Genomic DNA, 14589 nt, shown 5'->3' on the forward strand with positions numbered 1-14589 from the left:
ATTGGGCTGAAGCCTGGACAGCAACGGCGTTGCCCGCGGCACAGGTTCCCCCTCGGATTGTAACATCCCGCGGATGCACTTCCGCAGCCTTTTTATTGGCTTTTAGCCTGTCCGCTGGCGGATCAGCGGTGCCAGGACCCGAAATCCGCTCAACCCGATGGCGATCCCTGCCGATACCATACTTGACTAATCGGATCAACTTTCTATTGTTATCCGGTTACGTGGCCGCCGGAGCGGCCGGAATCGAGTTTTCTGCCTTCCTGAAAGTCTGACGATGAAACCCGTCTCGACCGCCGAACCTTCCACCGAACCGAAGCTGGAGCGTGCTGCCGGTGGACAACAGCCAGCCTCCGGGGCTGCGTCGCTTCCCGTTGTCACCGGCCGTGACGCCGACAGCCAACCTGCGGAGGACGAATTGCAGGGAGCGCTGGCGGCGGATCCCCCGCTGGCTCCGACCGAGGAGTTTTTGGCGGAGTTGGCCGACCACAGTCAGCGGCTGGAAACAGCCTGTCCGCAACAGATCCTGGCTTGGGCGGTGGAGCGTTTTGCACCGAAATTCTCGATGGCGACGGCGTTTGGTCCCGAGGGGATGACGATCATCCACATGCTCAGCGAGATCGCTCCCGAAACCCCGATTTTCAACTTAGAGACCGGTTACCAGTTCAAAGAGACACTTCAATTGCGTGAAGCGGTCAAGCAGCGATATGGGATCGAAGTCGAATTCAAGTACCCGCAGCAAACGGTGCAGCAATACGAAGCGGCCAACGGCGGACCGGTTTACAAGACCGATCCCAATCGTTGCTGCTTCGATCGCAAGCTGCGTGTATTGAAAGAGGCCGCGCGGGGGCTGCACGCGTGGGCCAGCGCGATCCGGCGTGACCAAAGCGAAGATCGTGCGAAAGCTCCGATCGTGGGTTGGGACAAGAAGTTTCAGCTGGTGAAAATCAGTCCGCTGGCGAACTGGACCAAGAAAGAGGTCTGGAGTCTGATCAGCAAGCACGAGATTCCCTACAACCCGTTGCACGACCAGGGCTATCCGAGCGTCGGCTGTTGGCCCTGCACGCGCGCCAATTCACTCGGCGAAGACGAGCGGGCGGGGCGATGGAGTGGCTTTCAAAAGACCGAATGCGGGCTTCATGACTGAGATCGGGGAGGTGATTCGGTGACAATCTCTGCACGCGTTCATTATGCGACGCTGGCGTTGATCGAACTGGCGTTGCGTCAGCCGGAAAAGACGCCGGTGGCGGTGCGGGAGATCACCCGGCGGCACGGCATCCCCGGACCGTTCCTGGTTCAAATCCTGCGGACCCTGCGGAGTGCGGGCTGGGTGCAGAGCGTTCGTGGCAGCCAGGGCGGCTATCGCCTAGCGGTCGAACCGGCCGACCTGACCTTGCTGGAGATCGCCGAGGCGGTCGGTTGCCCCGAATCCAATTGCCAGACCGACGCGACCGACACGCCGGCCAACCAGATGGTCCATGAGGTCTGGGACGCCGCCAGCGAGGCATCGCGCGCGGTGCTGGCCCGAACCACGTTGGCCGAGATCGCCGCCCGCACGGCGGAGGGCGACGCGGTGATGTTTTACATCTAACGCGCGGCAATTTATCTCACGTTTTTCCTGCCGCGGTCAAAAAGCATGGTGAAAGTGAGCCTTTGCCGGGCGGCATGACGCCTGCACAATCCGCACGCCCTTTAGGGCTTTCGTGTATTTCGCCACTGGTGACGGTTGCAAGGATCGTTGCTGCGACTAGCGTGGAGTTTCCCGCCCGGGAATTTCTCCACACGTCAGGTCGACACGAAACGAGTCTTAACACCATGAAACGAATTGCACTTGCCGTCGCCGCGCTGGCCGCGATTGCATTTGGCGGATCCGACGCGGCTTCTGCTGCTCATCCAGCCGGTTACCCCTTCTTCCCGTACGGCTTTTACCAGCCCTATGGGGCTCAATACGGATCGTCGTTGCAGACGCCGCCGTACTTTGCGCTCAACCCGCCGGTCTACTACGGTGCCCGACACGCGCGGCCTTACGGGATCAGCCCGTTTGCTTCGCCGCCGGTCGTCAGCGCCGGGCCCGGTTATCGCGGCCGGCTGCGGAGCGATTTTTATCTTCCGCCGAGCGAATTTCAGCCGACCGAACCGGCGCCCTGCACGCTCAACCCCTGCGTCAGCCGAGGCGTTGAGAAACCGGCCAAAGTCGGCGTGGTCCGAACGAACCCTTTCGTTGCCGAGACCCAATTGGTGAAGAACTAGTCCCGTCCGGGATCCATTTCGGCCGGAATGTTTCGGCGTCACAAAAAAATGGCGAGGTCATGCCGACGGCACGATCTCGCCATTTTCGTTTGGTTTGCCCGACGGAGGTGGCCCTCACACAAAGTTACACCGCTTATGGCTGCTACACTTAAGTCCTGACCAGGTTCACGATTCACAGTCGTAAGGGCCACCACCGTCGGACAATGGGACGGGAAGTGTAAACAACGTTTTTGATTTTGAAAAGTCAGCGCGCGGCGCAATTGCGGTGCCTCCCCTGGTCCGGGTGATCCTGGTCCGGGTGATCGACAATCTTCACCAAGTGTCGCCCAGCCGAGTGAATTGCTTTCGAATCGTCGCCGTTTCAGGTGCCGTTTCTCCTTGGCGGATGGCGGTTTCTCGTCCATAATGAATGACTTGCCGGTGTCGGAGTTGAATCCCCCGCCTGCCGTTGGCGACCTGCCCCCGAACTCCCTGCCCATCAACACTGCTTACAAACTCTCCATTGGAGCTGTCTGAAATCGTGCGAAACATTTTGCTCACCCCCCTTCGCCTCGCTGTCGGCTGGGGAATCTCGCCCCGAATCTTGGGCTTCATCGCCATCACGATGCTTGTCTTGCTTCGACTGTCTATCGGTTGGCACTTTCACAGCGAGGGGAGTGAGAAGTATCGCAAGGGCGACTGGGACGCGGCACCGTTCTTCGCCAACGCGAAAGGACCTTTGGCAGACGAATTCCGCAAAACGGTTTGGGATTACGACGGCAAGGTGCGACGTGATCCCGAGTTCACACGTTGGTGGTTGGAACAGTACCGCGATCAAGCTGCCGAGTACTACACCTTTGGCGAAAAAGAACTGGCGATCGCCAACGAAGCCTTGGAGAAATTGTTGGAAGACCACGAGGTTGTCTTGGAAGATTACGCTGAGGACTTGGAGGAATACGATCTCGGTCAGCTGCGACTTGAGATGTTGAAATCCGAAGACGACCGCGTCGGCGTGGAGAGCTTGGCCGGCCAGATCGAAACCGTTCAGAAGGAGAACGATGCGAAGTTGAAGCCGGCGCTCGCGGCGATCGACGAATTGTGGGCCGGGTACGAGGGCACGATCAATTCCTTGGCCGCCCCCAACCAACGCCGGGCGTCACCGCCGCTGGATTTGGTCAAGCCGCGGACGGCAGTGGTCGACACCAGCGTGATCAATCGGTACGTGCCCTATTTTGACTTGGCGGTCGGCTGGTGTCTGTTGCTGGGGCTTTTTACCCCCGTCGCGGCGTTAGCGGCGGCCGGTTTTCTCGGTTCCGTTTTCCTCAGCCAATATCCGCCCGGCACCGGGCCGGCGAGCAGCAACTACCAATTGATCGAATGTATGGCCTGTTTGGTTCTGGCATCAACGGGAGCCGGACGCTTTGCGGGCCTGGACTTTTTCATCCACCTGTTCATTCGGCGAAGCGTCGCAAAGCACGCCGCCGACAATTAGCGAGAGCTGGAAGCGTCTTGCCGCCACGATGGTCCGGCACGCTTCCCAATCGTTTGACTGAAGAACCCCAACACAACCCCAATCAAGCACGAAACCCATCCGAGGACAACCCCATGGTCGACAAGCTCTCCAGTGACGAACGCGAAGTAGGAAAACAAAACTACTACAACGCCGTGACCAGTTACTACGACGTCAATCGTCGAGACTTTTTGCGGGGCATCGTCGCCACCGGCGCCGTCAGTGGCGCCGGCTTGGGCGCCGCCTACTTCGGCTACGGCCAGGTCAAAGATCCCGTACGAGTCGCCGTGATCGGAACCGGCGACGAAGGCAGCGTGTTGATCGGCGGCTGCAATCCGAACTATGTCGACGTCAAAGCGATCTGCGACATTCGGCCGTTCAGCCAACACCGAGCATTCCACGGCGACTGCAGCAGCGCGTCGGCATTGATCCGTCGCCCGGGATTGATCTCCGTGGCCGGCTACAGCAACGAAGCCGAAGCGCGTAAGAACGTCAAGGTTTATGACAGTTCCAACGGCGGCATCATGACCTGCCTGGACGACCCCGATATCGAAGCGGTCATCATCGCACTGCCGTTGTGGCTGCACGCCCCCGTCGCCGCGCTGGCGATGGAGCGAAATCTGCACGTGCTGACCGAAAAACTGATGGCACACAATGTCGCGCAGTGCAAAGTCATGGGCCGCATGGCCGCTGCGGGCGAAGACAAGCAAGGCAATCCGCTGCACTTGGCCACCGGTCACCAACGACACTACAACGTCAAATACGAAAACGCGGTCAACCTGATCCGTTGGGGATTGCTGGGCCAACTGCACCACATCCGGGCTCAGTGGCACCGCGGAAACCTGCCCGGTCGCGACAGCTGGTCGATGCCGATTCCCGGCGGGGAAAAAATGGCCAACGGAAAAATGTTTGACAAGATCGCAAAGGATCTGGAGTACCGCCGGGCCAAGCTGAAAACCGCAACCGGCTCCGACATCAAACGACTGCAGGCGGAAATCGCCCAGTGGGAAGCCTGGGACGCCGACAAGTCGGTCGATCCCCGCGACCATGGCTATCAAGACTTCGCCCGCGGCGACACCATGTTCACCGCCGAAGAAGAATTGCACCGCTGGCGACTGTTCGAGCGAACCGGGGCGGGCTTGATGGCCGAACTGGGAAGCCACCAATTGGATGCCGTCAGCATTTTCCTCTCCTCGCTGCGGGACGACGGCAAGAAAGTGCATCCGTTGTCGGTCCATGCCGTCGGCGGACGTCACATCATGCCTCACGACCGTGATGCCCGTGACCATATCTATTGCACGTTTGAATTCCCCGGACCCGAATACGCCGAAACGTTCGACGTCGGCTATTATGATCCGGTCCAAAATTACCCCAACGGAGCCGTGCCTGGGTACGAGCAGGACCCCAACAAGAAAGTCGTCGTCACCTACAGCACGATCAACGGCAACGGGTTCGGCGGCTGGGGCGAAGTCGTCATGGGCAGCAAGGGCACGCTGGTGCTGGACAAGGAAACCGACGTCTTGCTGTATCGCAACAGCGATACCAGCAGCAAGGTCGGCGTCAAGAAGGAAGAGGGTGGATACGCGCTGGACACCAGTGCCAGCGGCGATTACTCAGCCCCGGTCGCCCAAACCGCCGCCTCGGGGCCGGTCAGCCGAGGGTATCGCGAAGAGATCGAGCACTGGGCATATTGCATCCGAAATCCCGACAAGGAAAACCAAGTGCGTTGCTATCCCGAAGTCGCGATGGGAGATGCCGTCATCGCCCTGGGTGCCAACGTCGCGCTGAAGAATTCAAACGCCGGAAAGGGCGGCTACCTCGAGTACAAAAAGGAATGGTTTGACATCGAGAATGATGCAACTCCAGACGGCAGCGACATCAAACGCGAGCAAGAATTCATGCTCAAGGACGTGACGTAAAGACGGGGAGACAGGCTGCCGATTGCCGAGGCGAGCCGCGGGCACCAGCGCATGTTGGTGTCCAGCCTTGAGGCGATTCCCACTCGCTGCGGAGCAGCGAACCGGGCGGCTGAAGCCCAATACCGCTAAGTTAACATGAATGAGGGGGCCCGGACGCTGGCGCGAACCGGCTGATGTCAAACGAATATCAGCCGTTTGGCGCGAGCCTACGGGCCCTCATCTGAAGANNAGCCTGCACACCAGCGCATGTTGGTGTCCAGCCTTGAGGCGATTCCCGCTCGCTGCGAAGCAGCGAACCAGGCGGCTGAAGCCTGCACACCAGCGCATCGTGAACCCCTTTCCAACTCTCCCCACCATTCATGTCAGCTGTCTTTCGACTTTCCGCGGCAACCGTTCTCGATCTCGTCGGTGATGACGCCACTGCCATTTTGAACAACCTGACGACCAACGATGTCAAGTCGTTGCAGACCGGTTGCGGCTGCGAAACGTTCTTGACCGACGTGCGTGGCAAAATGGTGGCACACGTCGTTGCCTTTCGCACCCCGGAGGGCTACCGCTTGATCGGCGCGGACGGACAGGCCGATGCGATCACCGCCCACGCGGATCGATACACGATTCGCGAGGATGCGACGCCCGTCGATCGTTCCTCTGAGTACACCGTGTTTGTCCTCGCCCCCGACGCACCGGTGACGCTGCGAGAAGAAACGGACTGGGGCGAATCCAACGCCGTGTGTTACGACGTGGATTGGCTGGGGGACCAGACCAGGGTGCTGATTACGGAAACGCCGGGTGCCATCGAGCAAGTCATTCGTTCCACGGGAGAAACGGCGGCGGACGATGACGAGTTTCATCATGCCCGCACGCTGGCCGGGTACCCGTGGTTCGGCGTCGATCTGTCGGAAAAGAATCTGCCCCAGGAGGCCTCACGGATCAAGCAATCGATTTCCTTCACCAAGGGCTGCTACTTGGGGCAAGAAACGGTCGCCAGACTCGACGCGTTAGGCCAGGTTCAGAAACAGCTGGTTCGGTGGCAGACCTTGGGATCGATTCCCGCTGCCGGCAGCGAAGTCAGCGCCGACGGAAAAGTCGTCGGACGATTGACCAGCGTTGCCCAGACGGGCGATGACACGGCAGTCGCGATCGGGATCGCACGTCGCTCGCATTTCGATCCCGGCGCAGTTGCCCAAGGCGACGGTTTCGCCGCGACCGTGATCTAGGCACGATGTGGGATAGGCTTCCGGCCTGTCGATCTCGAAAAGACAGGCTGGAAGCCTATCCCACGGCAATTCCGCTACACTAGCGATCATGAGTGCCACCACCGAATCGATTCCGCTGCTCTCGCCCGATCTGCTCGCCAAACTCGAACGTTTGGAGCTCGTTTCACGCAAAGTGTTTCGGGGGCGAATGAAGGGCGAGCGCCGCAGCAAACGCAAAGGACAGAGCGTCGAATTTGCCGATTTTCGCAACTACGTCGCCGGCGACGATCTGCGGCTGATCGACTGGAATTTGTACGCCCGCCTGGACCAATTGTTCCTGAAGCTGTTTCAGGAAGAAGAAGACTTGCACGTCTATGCGTTGATCGATTGCAGCGAGTCGATGAACTTTGGCACGCCGACGAAATACCACGTCGCCAAACAGATGGCCGCCGCCCTGGGCTACATCGGCCTCTGTCGCGCCGACCGGGTCAGCGTCCAAGCACTCGGCGACCAGGGACGTCGTGCACCGGTGCTGCGCGGCCGCAGCGGCTTATGGAAAATGCTGCAGTATCTGGAGAGCCTGGAAAGTGGCGACAACGTTTCGCTGCACGACGCGGTCAAGGATTTTTCATTGCGCAATTCTGGGACCGGCGTCGTCGTCTTGATCACCGACTTGATGGACAAGTCAGGTTACGAAGCCGCGTTGCGGATGCTGGTCGGTCGCCGGATGGACGTTTACGTGATGCATATCTTGTCACCTGAAGAAATCGATCCGCCGATTCGAGGCGATCGACGCTTGATCGATTCCGAAGATGGCGACGAAACCGAGATCACGATCAACAACTACGTGCTGGAGCGATACAAACAGACGTTGCAATCGTTTCTCAGCAGCGTCAAGCATTTTTGTTCGCGACGCAGCATCGCCTACCTGCCCGTTCGAACGGACCAACCGGTCGACGATGTCATGACCCGCTACCTCCGCAAACGAGGCGTCGTGCGATGAATTGGATCTCGACGCTTCTGCCGTGGCAGTGGGCGCTGTTTGCTGCGGTGCCGATCGGAATCATCCTGCTTTATTTTTTGAAACTGCGACGTGAACCGGTCGAGATCCCCAGCACCTACCTGTGGTCTCGAACGGTCGAAGATTTGCACGTGAACAGTCTGTTCCAGCGGATTCGGCAGAATCTGTTACTGTTCTTGCAGTTGCTCGCGGTGGCTTTGGCGGCGTTTGCCCTATTGCGTCCCGGCGTGCAAGGCGAAGCAACCAGTCAAGGCAGAAAGGTGTTTCTGTTGGACGCCTCGGCGAGCATGATGGCGACCGATGCGGGCGAAGAGAGAAACCGCTTCGAACTGGCTCGCAAAATGATCCGCGAGCAGATCGACGCGATGGAAGAACGCGAAACCGCCATGTTGGTCACGTTCAGCGATCGTGCCGAGGTGCTGCAATCGTTCACCAGCGATCGCGGGCGTTTGCGGTCGGCATTGGAACGGGCCCAAGTGACGAACCGGCCGACCGATATCATCGGTGCACTCGAAGCCGCCGACGGCCTGGCCAACCCACGCCGCAGCAGCACGACCGGAGACGAAAACGACGTCCAGGTTGCCGATCCGATGCCGGCGGATTTGCTGATTTACAGCGACGGCGGGTTTCGAGACGTCAGCGATTTTAATGTCGGCAACCTCGTTCCGACCTATTTGAAAGTCGGTTCCGATCAATCACGCAACGTCGCCATCACGGCATTCAGCGCCGATCGCAACGTCGAAAAACCGGGCGACGCTCAAGCGTTTGCGACGATCGTCAACTTTGGGACCGGCGCAGAAACCTTCAACATCTCGCTGTACGTCGACGGCGCCTGGCGTGAATCCGAATCGCTCACCCTGGCCCCCGGTGAGGAAACCGGATTGACGTTCTCGCTGGCCGGACAAGAGGACGCCGCTTCGCTGGAAATGCGACTGGAATCCCCCGCTTCCGGAGCGTCGCGAGATCAACCGTTCGATGATGATCTAACGATCGACAACTTTGCCTATGCGGGTTTGCGCCCCTTGAGAACCGTGTCAGTGCTCGTCGTGACGGAGGGAAACAAACCGCTGGAGATCGGATTGACGACCGAGAGTGCGGCGAAGATTTGCATCGCGGATTTCCAGTCGCCCAGCTATCTGCAGACGCCTGAGTACCAGGCGCGGGCGGAAGCGGGCCTGGACGATCTGATCCTCTACGATCGCTGTCGTCCCAAAAGCTTGCCGTCGACCAATACGTTTTTCATCGGCGCCCTGCCGAGCGACGAGTGGTCCTGGGCAAGCGAACCCGGCCAAACGATCCTGGTCGACGTCGATCGCACGCATCCGATGATGCAGTATTTGGAGCTGTTCTCACTGCTGATCTTTGAAGGCCGATCCGTCAAAGGCCCGACCGGTACTCGCGAGTTGGTCGGTGCCGACAACGGAACCGTACTCGCGCTGGCACCGCGCGATGGCTACCAAGATCTGGTCCTGGGGTTTGAAATCGTCACGACCGGCGAAGACGGCACGCCGCAGACCAACACGAACTGGTACGCCGAACGCTCCTGGCCGGTTTTTCTGTTGAACGTCCTACGGCACCTCGCCGGTGCGGCCGACGCGACTGCCGCACCTTCATTCCTGCCCGGCGACACCGTCCGGTTAAGAGTGGAAAGCCAGATCGAAGCGGTCGATATCGCGCGTGGCAGCGGGACCCCGGAATCGATCCGAACGGGAAACTCCGGCAGCGTGGAATTCGTTGATTCCGAGATGCCGGGGTCTTACCGGGTGACGGCGGGAGAAAAGCTGGTGGACCTCTTCAGCATCAACTTGTTCAGCCGGCTGGAAAGTCAAATTCAACCGCGAGAGACGTTTGAACTGGGATACGAGACCATCGAAACCGCCGGGATGATTGAGACCCGCAAAGAGTATTGGCGTTGGCTCTTGGGCGCCGTCCTGTTGATCCTGGCAGTCGAATGGTGGCTGTACAATCGACGCATCGCCTAGCCAGATATGATGCACAGCATCACCTACCAAGTAGGGCACGCTGTGCGTGCCAGATGTGATGCACAGCATCACCTACCAAGTCATGGAGGCTCCCGCCTCCTGAGCATCAACCCCGTGTGGCCGGAGCCACACCGACCTCGCGTTCCAAGGCGGAACCCTGGAACGAGTGAATCCCCTACCCCAACCGATCGGTTGCGACGTGGTATTGGGGATCTTCGGACAGGTTGACTTCGACCAGGTCGCCCGCCTTGTCCAGCAATCCGCGGCACTCATCACTGAGATGGGTCAGGTGCAACCGTTTGCCGGCCGACTCATACTTTTCGGCCATCACGTTGATTGCTTCCAGACCGGATTGGTCATAGACCCGGGTGTAGTAAAAATCGATCACGACATCGTCGGGGTCCTTGTGAACATCGAACAACTCTTTGAATGAGGTTGCCGAAGCGAAGAACAGGGGGCCGTGGAGCTGATAGATCTTGCTGCCATACTCGTTGATCGTGGTTTCCGCACCGAGGTGGGTGGCGTGCGTCCAGGCGAACACGCATGCCGACACGATCACGCCCAAGATGACAGCGGTTGCCAGGTCGTGCATGATGACGGTGTAGCCGGCGACGAGAATCATGACCGCGAAATCGGCCCGCGGAACACGGCGAAGCATCTTCAGCGATGCCCACTCGAAGGTTCCGATGACGACCATGAACATCACGCCGACGAGGGCTGCCATCGGGATCTGTTCGATCCACGGCGCGAGAAACAGAATAAACGCCAGCAAGCAGATCGCCGCGGTGATCCCGCTCAACCGACCGCGTCCACCGGAATTCACGTTGATCAGCGACTGGCCGATCATTGCACAACCGCCCATCCCGCCGAACAGTCCACAAATAATATTCGCGGCACCTTGGCCGACGCACTCACGGTTCCCACGGCCTCGCGTCTCCGTGATCTCATCGATCAACGTCAACGTCATCAGGGATTCGATCAGCCCGACACCCGCCAGAGTCAACGAGAACGGCAAGATGATCCACAGCGTTTCCATCGTCATCGGGGGGACGGTGTATTGCAAAAAGAACGGCATCGGCAGTCCACCGCTGATCGATGATTCTTCTTCGCTACCCGTCGGCTCGACTTCGGCAGCGTCGGTCGCAGGATCGCGTACCACCGGGCCGACGACTTCATCATTCTGGTAGCTGACGCGGCGGAATTCGGCCAACAGAGCACTGGAAGCAACATCGGTCGGATCGTCCGCTCGGGCCTCGGTGATCTGGCTGGCCTTGAAATTCGTCTTCAGCATGTCGCCGACCGTCGCGACCGCGTTGGGCGTGATTTCATCGCCCGAAATGACGCCGCTTCGATTGATGGCGACCGACAAAAACGTCACCGACAGAATTGCCACCAGCGATGCCGGCAGGGCACGCGTCAGCTTGGGCAGCAGGTAAATGATCAGCATCGTGATCACGACCAACCCGAGCATCACGTACAGTCGAGGCCCCGTCAAATAGACCAGGTTTCCGCTCGACAGGTCGAGTGTTTTAAAGCTGCCCAACTGGGCCATCCCGATCACGATTGCCAAGCCATTGACAAATCCGAGCATGACCGAATGGGGGACCATACGAATCAATTTTCCCAACCGGGCGACGCCGACGGTGATCTGAAAGAGGCCGCACAAGATGACCGCGGGAAACAGATATTCCACGCCATGCATCGCGACCAAAGCCACCACCACCACGGCCATCGCGCCGGTGGCACCGGAGATCATTCCCGGTCGTCCGCCGAATGCGGCCGTGATCAAGCCGATGAAAAATGCCGAATACAATCCGATCAGGGGGGAGACACCAGCAACAAAGGCAAATGCAACAGCCTCGGGGACGAGCGCCAACGCGACGGTCAAGCCGGAAAGAAGATCGTCTTTAGCGTTTGCAGTTCCGGCACGGAAGAAATTCAGCATTCAAGCAATCAGGGCAGAGAAAGGGCGATCAAAAAAAGAAACAACCGCGAATCCTACTTTCCATCGCCACGCGGTCAAGAAAGGATGAAGCGCGGCGCGGGTGTCCAAAAACTGACCGAATCATCACATTCGTTGGTGAGGTGAAAATCCGCCACCTACCCGCTACGCTAGGTCGGTGCCCGACGTCGCAAACCGCTCCCGTTGGCGACTCGACGCTCCTAAAAAAGTGAAAAAATATTTCAACGCCATCTTCAACCTCATCAAAATGCTCGCTCCCATGCGACCACGACCGCCCCACCCGAACGTGATCGCATCGTCGCTCCGGAAGCATTGCTTGCTGGTCCATGCATATCGCCGATGGCGTTGGGTGGTGTGCATCATCGTGTTCGGAGTCACATCGCCGTTCTGCTTCGCCGGCGTGCGTGCGACCGACGATACAGCCAACGATCTGGTCCAAGCCTTGACCGCGTCCGGCCGCTTGAACGACGCCGAGTGGGTTTGCCGAAACCAGCTCGGCCGGCATCCCCAAGGCTTGTTGCGACACGCCAAGTGGTCGGCGCGGTTGGCCCACGTGCTTGCCGAAAGGAACGCCGCCTCGATCTTTGACGGGAAGATCGCCGACCTTTCCCAACGGGTTGATCCCGCGATCGATTCAGCGTGTCAGCCCCTTGTGGTGCTGCTTTCCAGTTATCCAGAGTCGCCGTCGGCCGTTTTTCTCCGTGCCACCCGATTGGCCATACGACAACGCATCTTGGGGGCAGCCATTGTCGCCGCGTCGGTCTCGCCCCCCGACCCAACCCTGACGAACGAGTTGTTGAGCAAGTTCTCGCGTTTGCAATACGACGTGAACGAACTGCAGGAAACGGCACGGCAAGAGTGGAGCAAGCGAACCGCCGAGCCCCCCCGTGCGGCACAGCCGCCGGACCGGATTGCCGCGGATCAATACCAGCGATTGTTGCAAGAACTGGCGCTTGAACGTGTTTCGATCGCGCTGCTGCAAAGCGAACTGTTCCCCAAAGATTCCGATGATTATCGAGCCGCGGCCGCCGATGCAGCGGTGGTGGCGGAGGCGGCGATGCTGGCGCTACCCGATGGCTCCGAAGCCAAGCGTGTCGCCACGGGGTTGCGCGCCGAGTCGCTGTTGCGAAGCGGCGATGTCACCGCCGCCGCCGAAATCATCACCGCCGCGGGGGCTTCGTCTCCGACCGACGATTCACCACGATGGATCGCGTTGCGGGTCCGTTTGGAACTCGCCAGGGGCGACACGTCCTCTGCCCGCGCGATCTGTGATGCCTATTACCAATCCTCAGGTTCAGAGGACGCGGAGCCGGAGAGTCTGGAGGTGGATTTTGCAACTCTGGATCTGTTGCTGGCGGACGCGAAAGACGATGGCCAAGTGGCCCGCTGGATCGATCGCATCGAGCGTCGCGGCGGCGTTTTTGCGCGGCGACGAGCCGAATCGATTGCCATCGCCATGCTTCGGTCCACCGCGTCGCCGACCGAGATGGCTGACCGCCGTCGGCTCAGCCCCGCACTGATCGCCGCCCAAGGCGAAGACTGGTTGCGACGCAACGACCCGCGACAGGCGGCGGGGTTGTTGCGAGAAGCCGCGCTGGCCGAACCGGTCCCCGAGGCGGCGTTTCAATACGCAGCCAAAAGCGCCGCTGCGGCCATCGCAGCGAAGGATTCGCAGCAGGCGATTGAGGTGCTGCGGCAAACCGCTCGCATGCATGCGGTCCACGACCACGCCAATCAATTGACGATGCAGGCGGCACTGTTGGCGTCGAAGCCATTTGCCGGAGCCGACGATCCGAAACGACGCCTGACGCTGCTGGAAGACCTGCTGAAAGAAGTCTCGCAAACCTGGCCGAGCAGCGAAGCGGCGATCAAGGCCAACGAATGGCTGTGCCGAATCTTGGTGCAATCAGGACGCCAGGAACAGGCCGCTCGCGACGCATTGGAACTGTTGACGCTCGGGCAACGTGTTGATCAATTCGAACCCACCCTGGCGTTGTGGTTTGACTACCTGTCGGAGCTTGAACCGGACCAAGCCACCAACGAACTCGACTCGCTCGCAGCCACGCTGGGTGAACTCGCCGCCGAAAACGATGCGTTCGCGAATCCGATTCATCGAGCGGCGATTCTGTTTTTCGATCGTTCGCAGATGGCGTTCGAAACAACGACATTAACCGGCGCGGATCCGTCGACGGAGTTTTTGAGAAGGCTGGAACGATTTCGTGCCAGCGGAGGCGGTGGCGGGGGAACGATTGCGACCGACGGCGTGAACGACACGATTCTATCGCGGGCGCGTTGGCGACTTCAGCGTGACGCCATGCTCGATGCGGCGACACAACACGCCGTCGGATCGGTACTGCTGGGCTGGCCCGATTCATCCGAGTGGCAAACGGCAATGGCGCGGTTCTGGAGTGAGCAGAATGAACCTTCCATCACCGCGATCGTGCGTCTGTCACTTTCCGGAGACCCGCAGCCCCAATCGTTGCAACGCGGCATGCGATTGCTGGCCGGCAGCGACTCCAAAGCCGCCATGCGTGCGGCGATCGAATTGGCCGACCGTCTGGCCGCGACGATGAAGATCGGAGAGGACGACTGGTATCAAGCGAAGCTGCAGGCGATCGAGTGGCTGAATCAGATCGGCGATCCGCAGCAAGCGCGCAAGCGAGCTCAATACGTGCTGCTGTTGCACCGCCCCACCGAAGAAGCAACGCACAAGCGATTCGAAGCGTTTGCTAAGGACTAAGCGCGTTACTCGCGCGCGCTGGTGTGCAGGCT

At 59.7% G+C, this 14589-nt stretch carries 10 protein-coding genes and 1 other RNA gene; 9 read left to right on the forward strand and 2 right to left on the reverse strand.

All coding sequences use genetic code 11. From position 1 onward, the window contains the following. Positions 1–274 precede the first annotated feature (274 nt). From NZK35_RS29130 to NZK35_RS29140, 3 genes are all read left to right on the forward strand, one after another. Positions 275–1144, forward strand: coding sequence for a phosphoadenylyl-sulfate reductase (locus NZK35_RS29130; RefSeq protein ID WP_259636050.1), 870 nt, complete (start codon positions 275–277; stop codon positions 1142–1144). An 18-nt stretch (positions 1145–1162) separates the two neighbouring features. Continuing rightward, positions 1163–1588 (forward strand): RrF2 family transcriptional regulator, encoded by a 426-nt coding sequence (locus tag NZK35_RS29135; protein WP_259636051.1) that lies wholly within the window; start codon positions 1163–1165, stop codon positions 1586–1588. Positions 1589–1812: 224 nt separating this feature from the next. Continuing rightward, the gene (locus NZK35_RS29140; protein ID WP_259636052.1) at positions 1813–2247 is read left to right on the forward strand and encodes a hypothetical protein; all 435 of its coding nucleotides are present in this window, start codon (positions 1813–1815) and stop codon (positions 2245–2247) included. Positions 2248–2347: 100 nt separating this feature from the next. Here the strand turns inward: NZK35_RS29140 and ffs are convergent. Then, positions 2348–2442, reverse strand: an RNA gene (gene ffs, locus NZK35_RS29145) — signal recognition particle sRNA small type. Between the two features lie 409 nt (positions 2443–2851). Here ffs and NZK35_RS29150 point away from each other — a divergent pair. From NZK35_RS29150 to NZK35_RS29170, 5 genes are all read left to right on the forward strand, one after another. After that, positions 2852–3718 (forward strand): DUF4456 domain-containing protein, encoded by an 867-nt coding sequence (locus NZK35_RS29150; protein ID WP_259636053.1) that lies wholly within the window; start codon positions 2852–2854, stop codon positions 3716–3718. A 113-nt stretch (positions 3719–3831) separates the two neighbouring features. Further along, on the forward strand, positions 3832–5655 hold the full coding sequence (locus tag NZK35_RS29155) for a Gfo/Idh/MocA family protein (RefSeq protein ID WP_259636054.1): 1824 nt from the start codon (positions 3832–3834) through the stop codon (positions 5653–5655). 359 nt (positions 5656–6014) lie between these two features. Beyond that, complete coding sequence (gene ygfZ, locus NZK35_RS29160; protein ID WP_259636055.1) at positions 6015–6872, forward strand: CAF17-like 4Fe-4S cluster assembly/insertion protein YgfZ; 858 nt, start codon at positions 6015–6017, stop codon at positions 6870–6872. Positions 6873–6960: 88 nt separating this feature from the next. Beyond that, complete coding sequence (locus NZK35_RS29165) at positions 6961–7854, forward strand: DUF58 domain-containing protein (protein ID WP_259636056.1); 894 nt, start codon at positions 6961–6963, stop codon at positions 7852–7854. Then, positions 7851–9854 carry a VWA domain-containing protein gene (locus NZK35_RS29170; RefSeq protein ID WP_259636057.1) on the forward strand — a complete coding sequence of 668 codons (2004 nt, stop codon included), beginning with the start codon at positions 7851–7853 and terminating at the stop codon, positions 9852–9854. The genes NZK35_RS29165 and NZK35_RS29170 overlap by 4 nt, the downstream gene beginning before the upstream one ends. A gap of 175 nt (positions 9855–10029) precedes the next feature. Here NZK35_RS29170 and NZK35_RS29175 read toward each other — a convergent pair whose 3' ends face one another. After that, a complete protein-coding gene (locus NZK35_RS29175) occupies positions 10030–11799 on the reverse strand; it encodes a SulP family inorganic anion transporter (RefSeq protein WP_259636058.1) in 1770 nt (589 codons plus the stop codon). Between the two features lie 277 nt (positions 11800–12076). On the opposite strand from NZK35_RS29175, the gene NZK35_RS29180 reads away from it, so the two are divergent. Then, a complete protein-coding gene (locus tag NZK35_RS29180) occupies positions 12077–14557 on the forward strand; it encodes a hypothetical protein (RefSeq protein ID WP_259636059.1) in 2481 nt (826 codons plus the stop codon). Positions 14558–14589: the final 32 nt, after the last annotated feature.

The sequence above is a fragment of the Stieleria sedimenti genome (assembly GCF_025060895.1).
Lineage (GTDB): Bacteria > Planctomycetota > Planctomycetia > Pirellulales > Pirellulaceae > Stieleria > Stieleria sedimenti.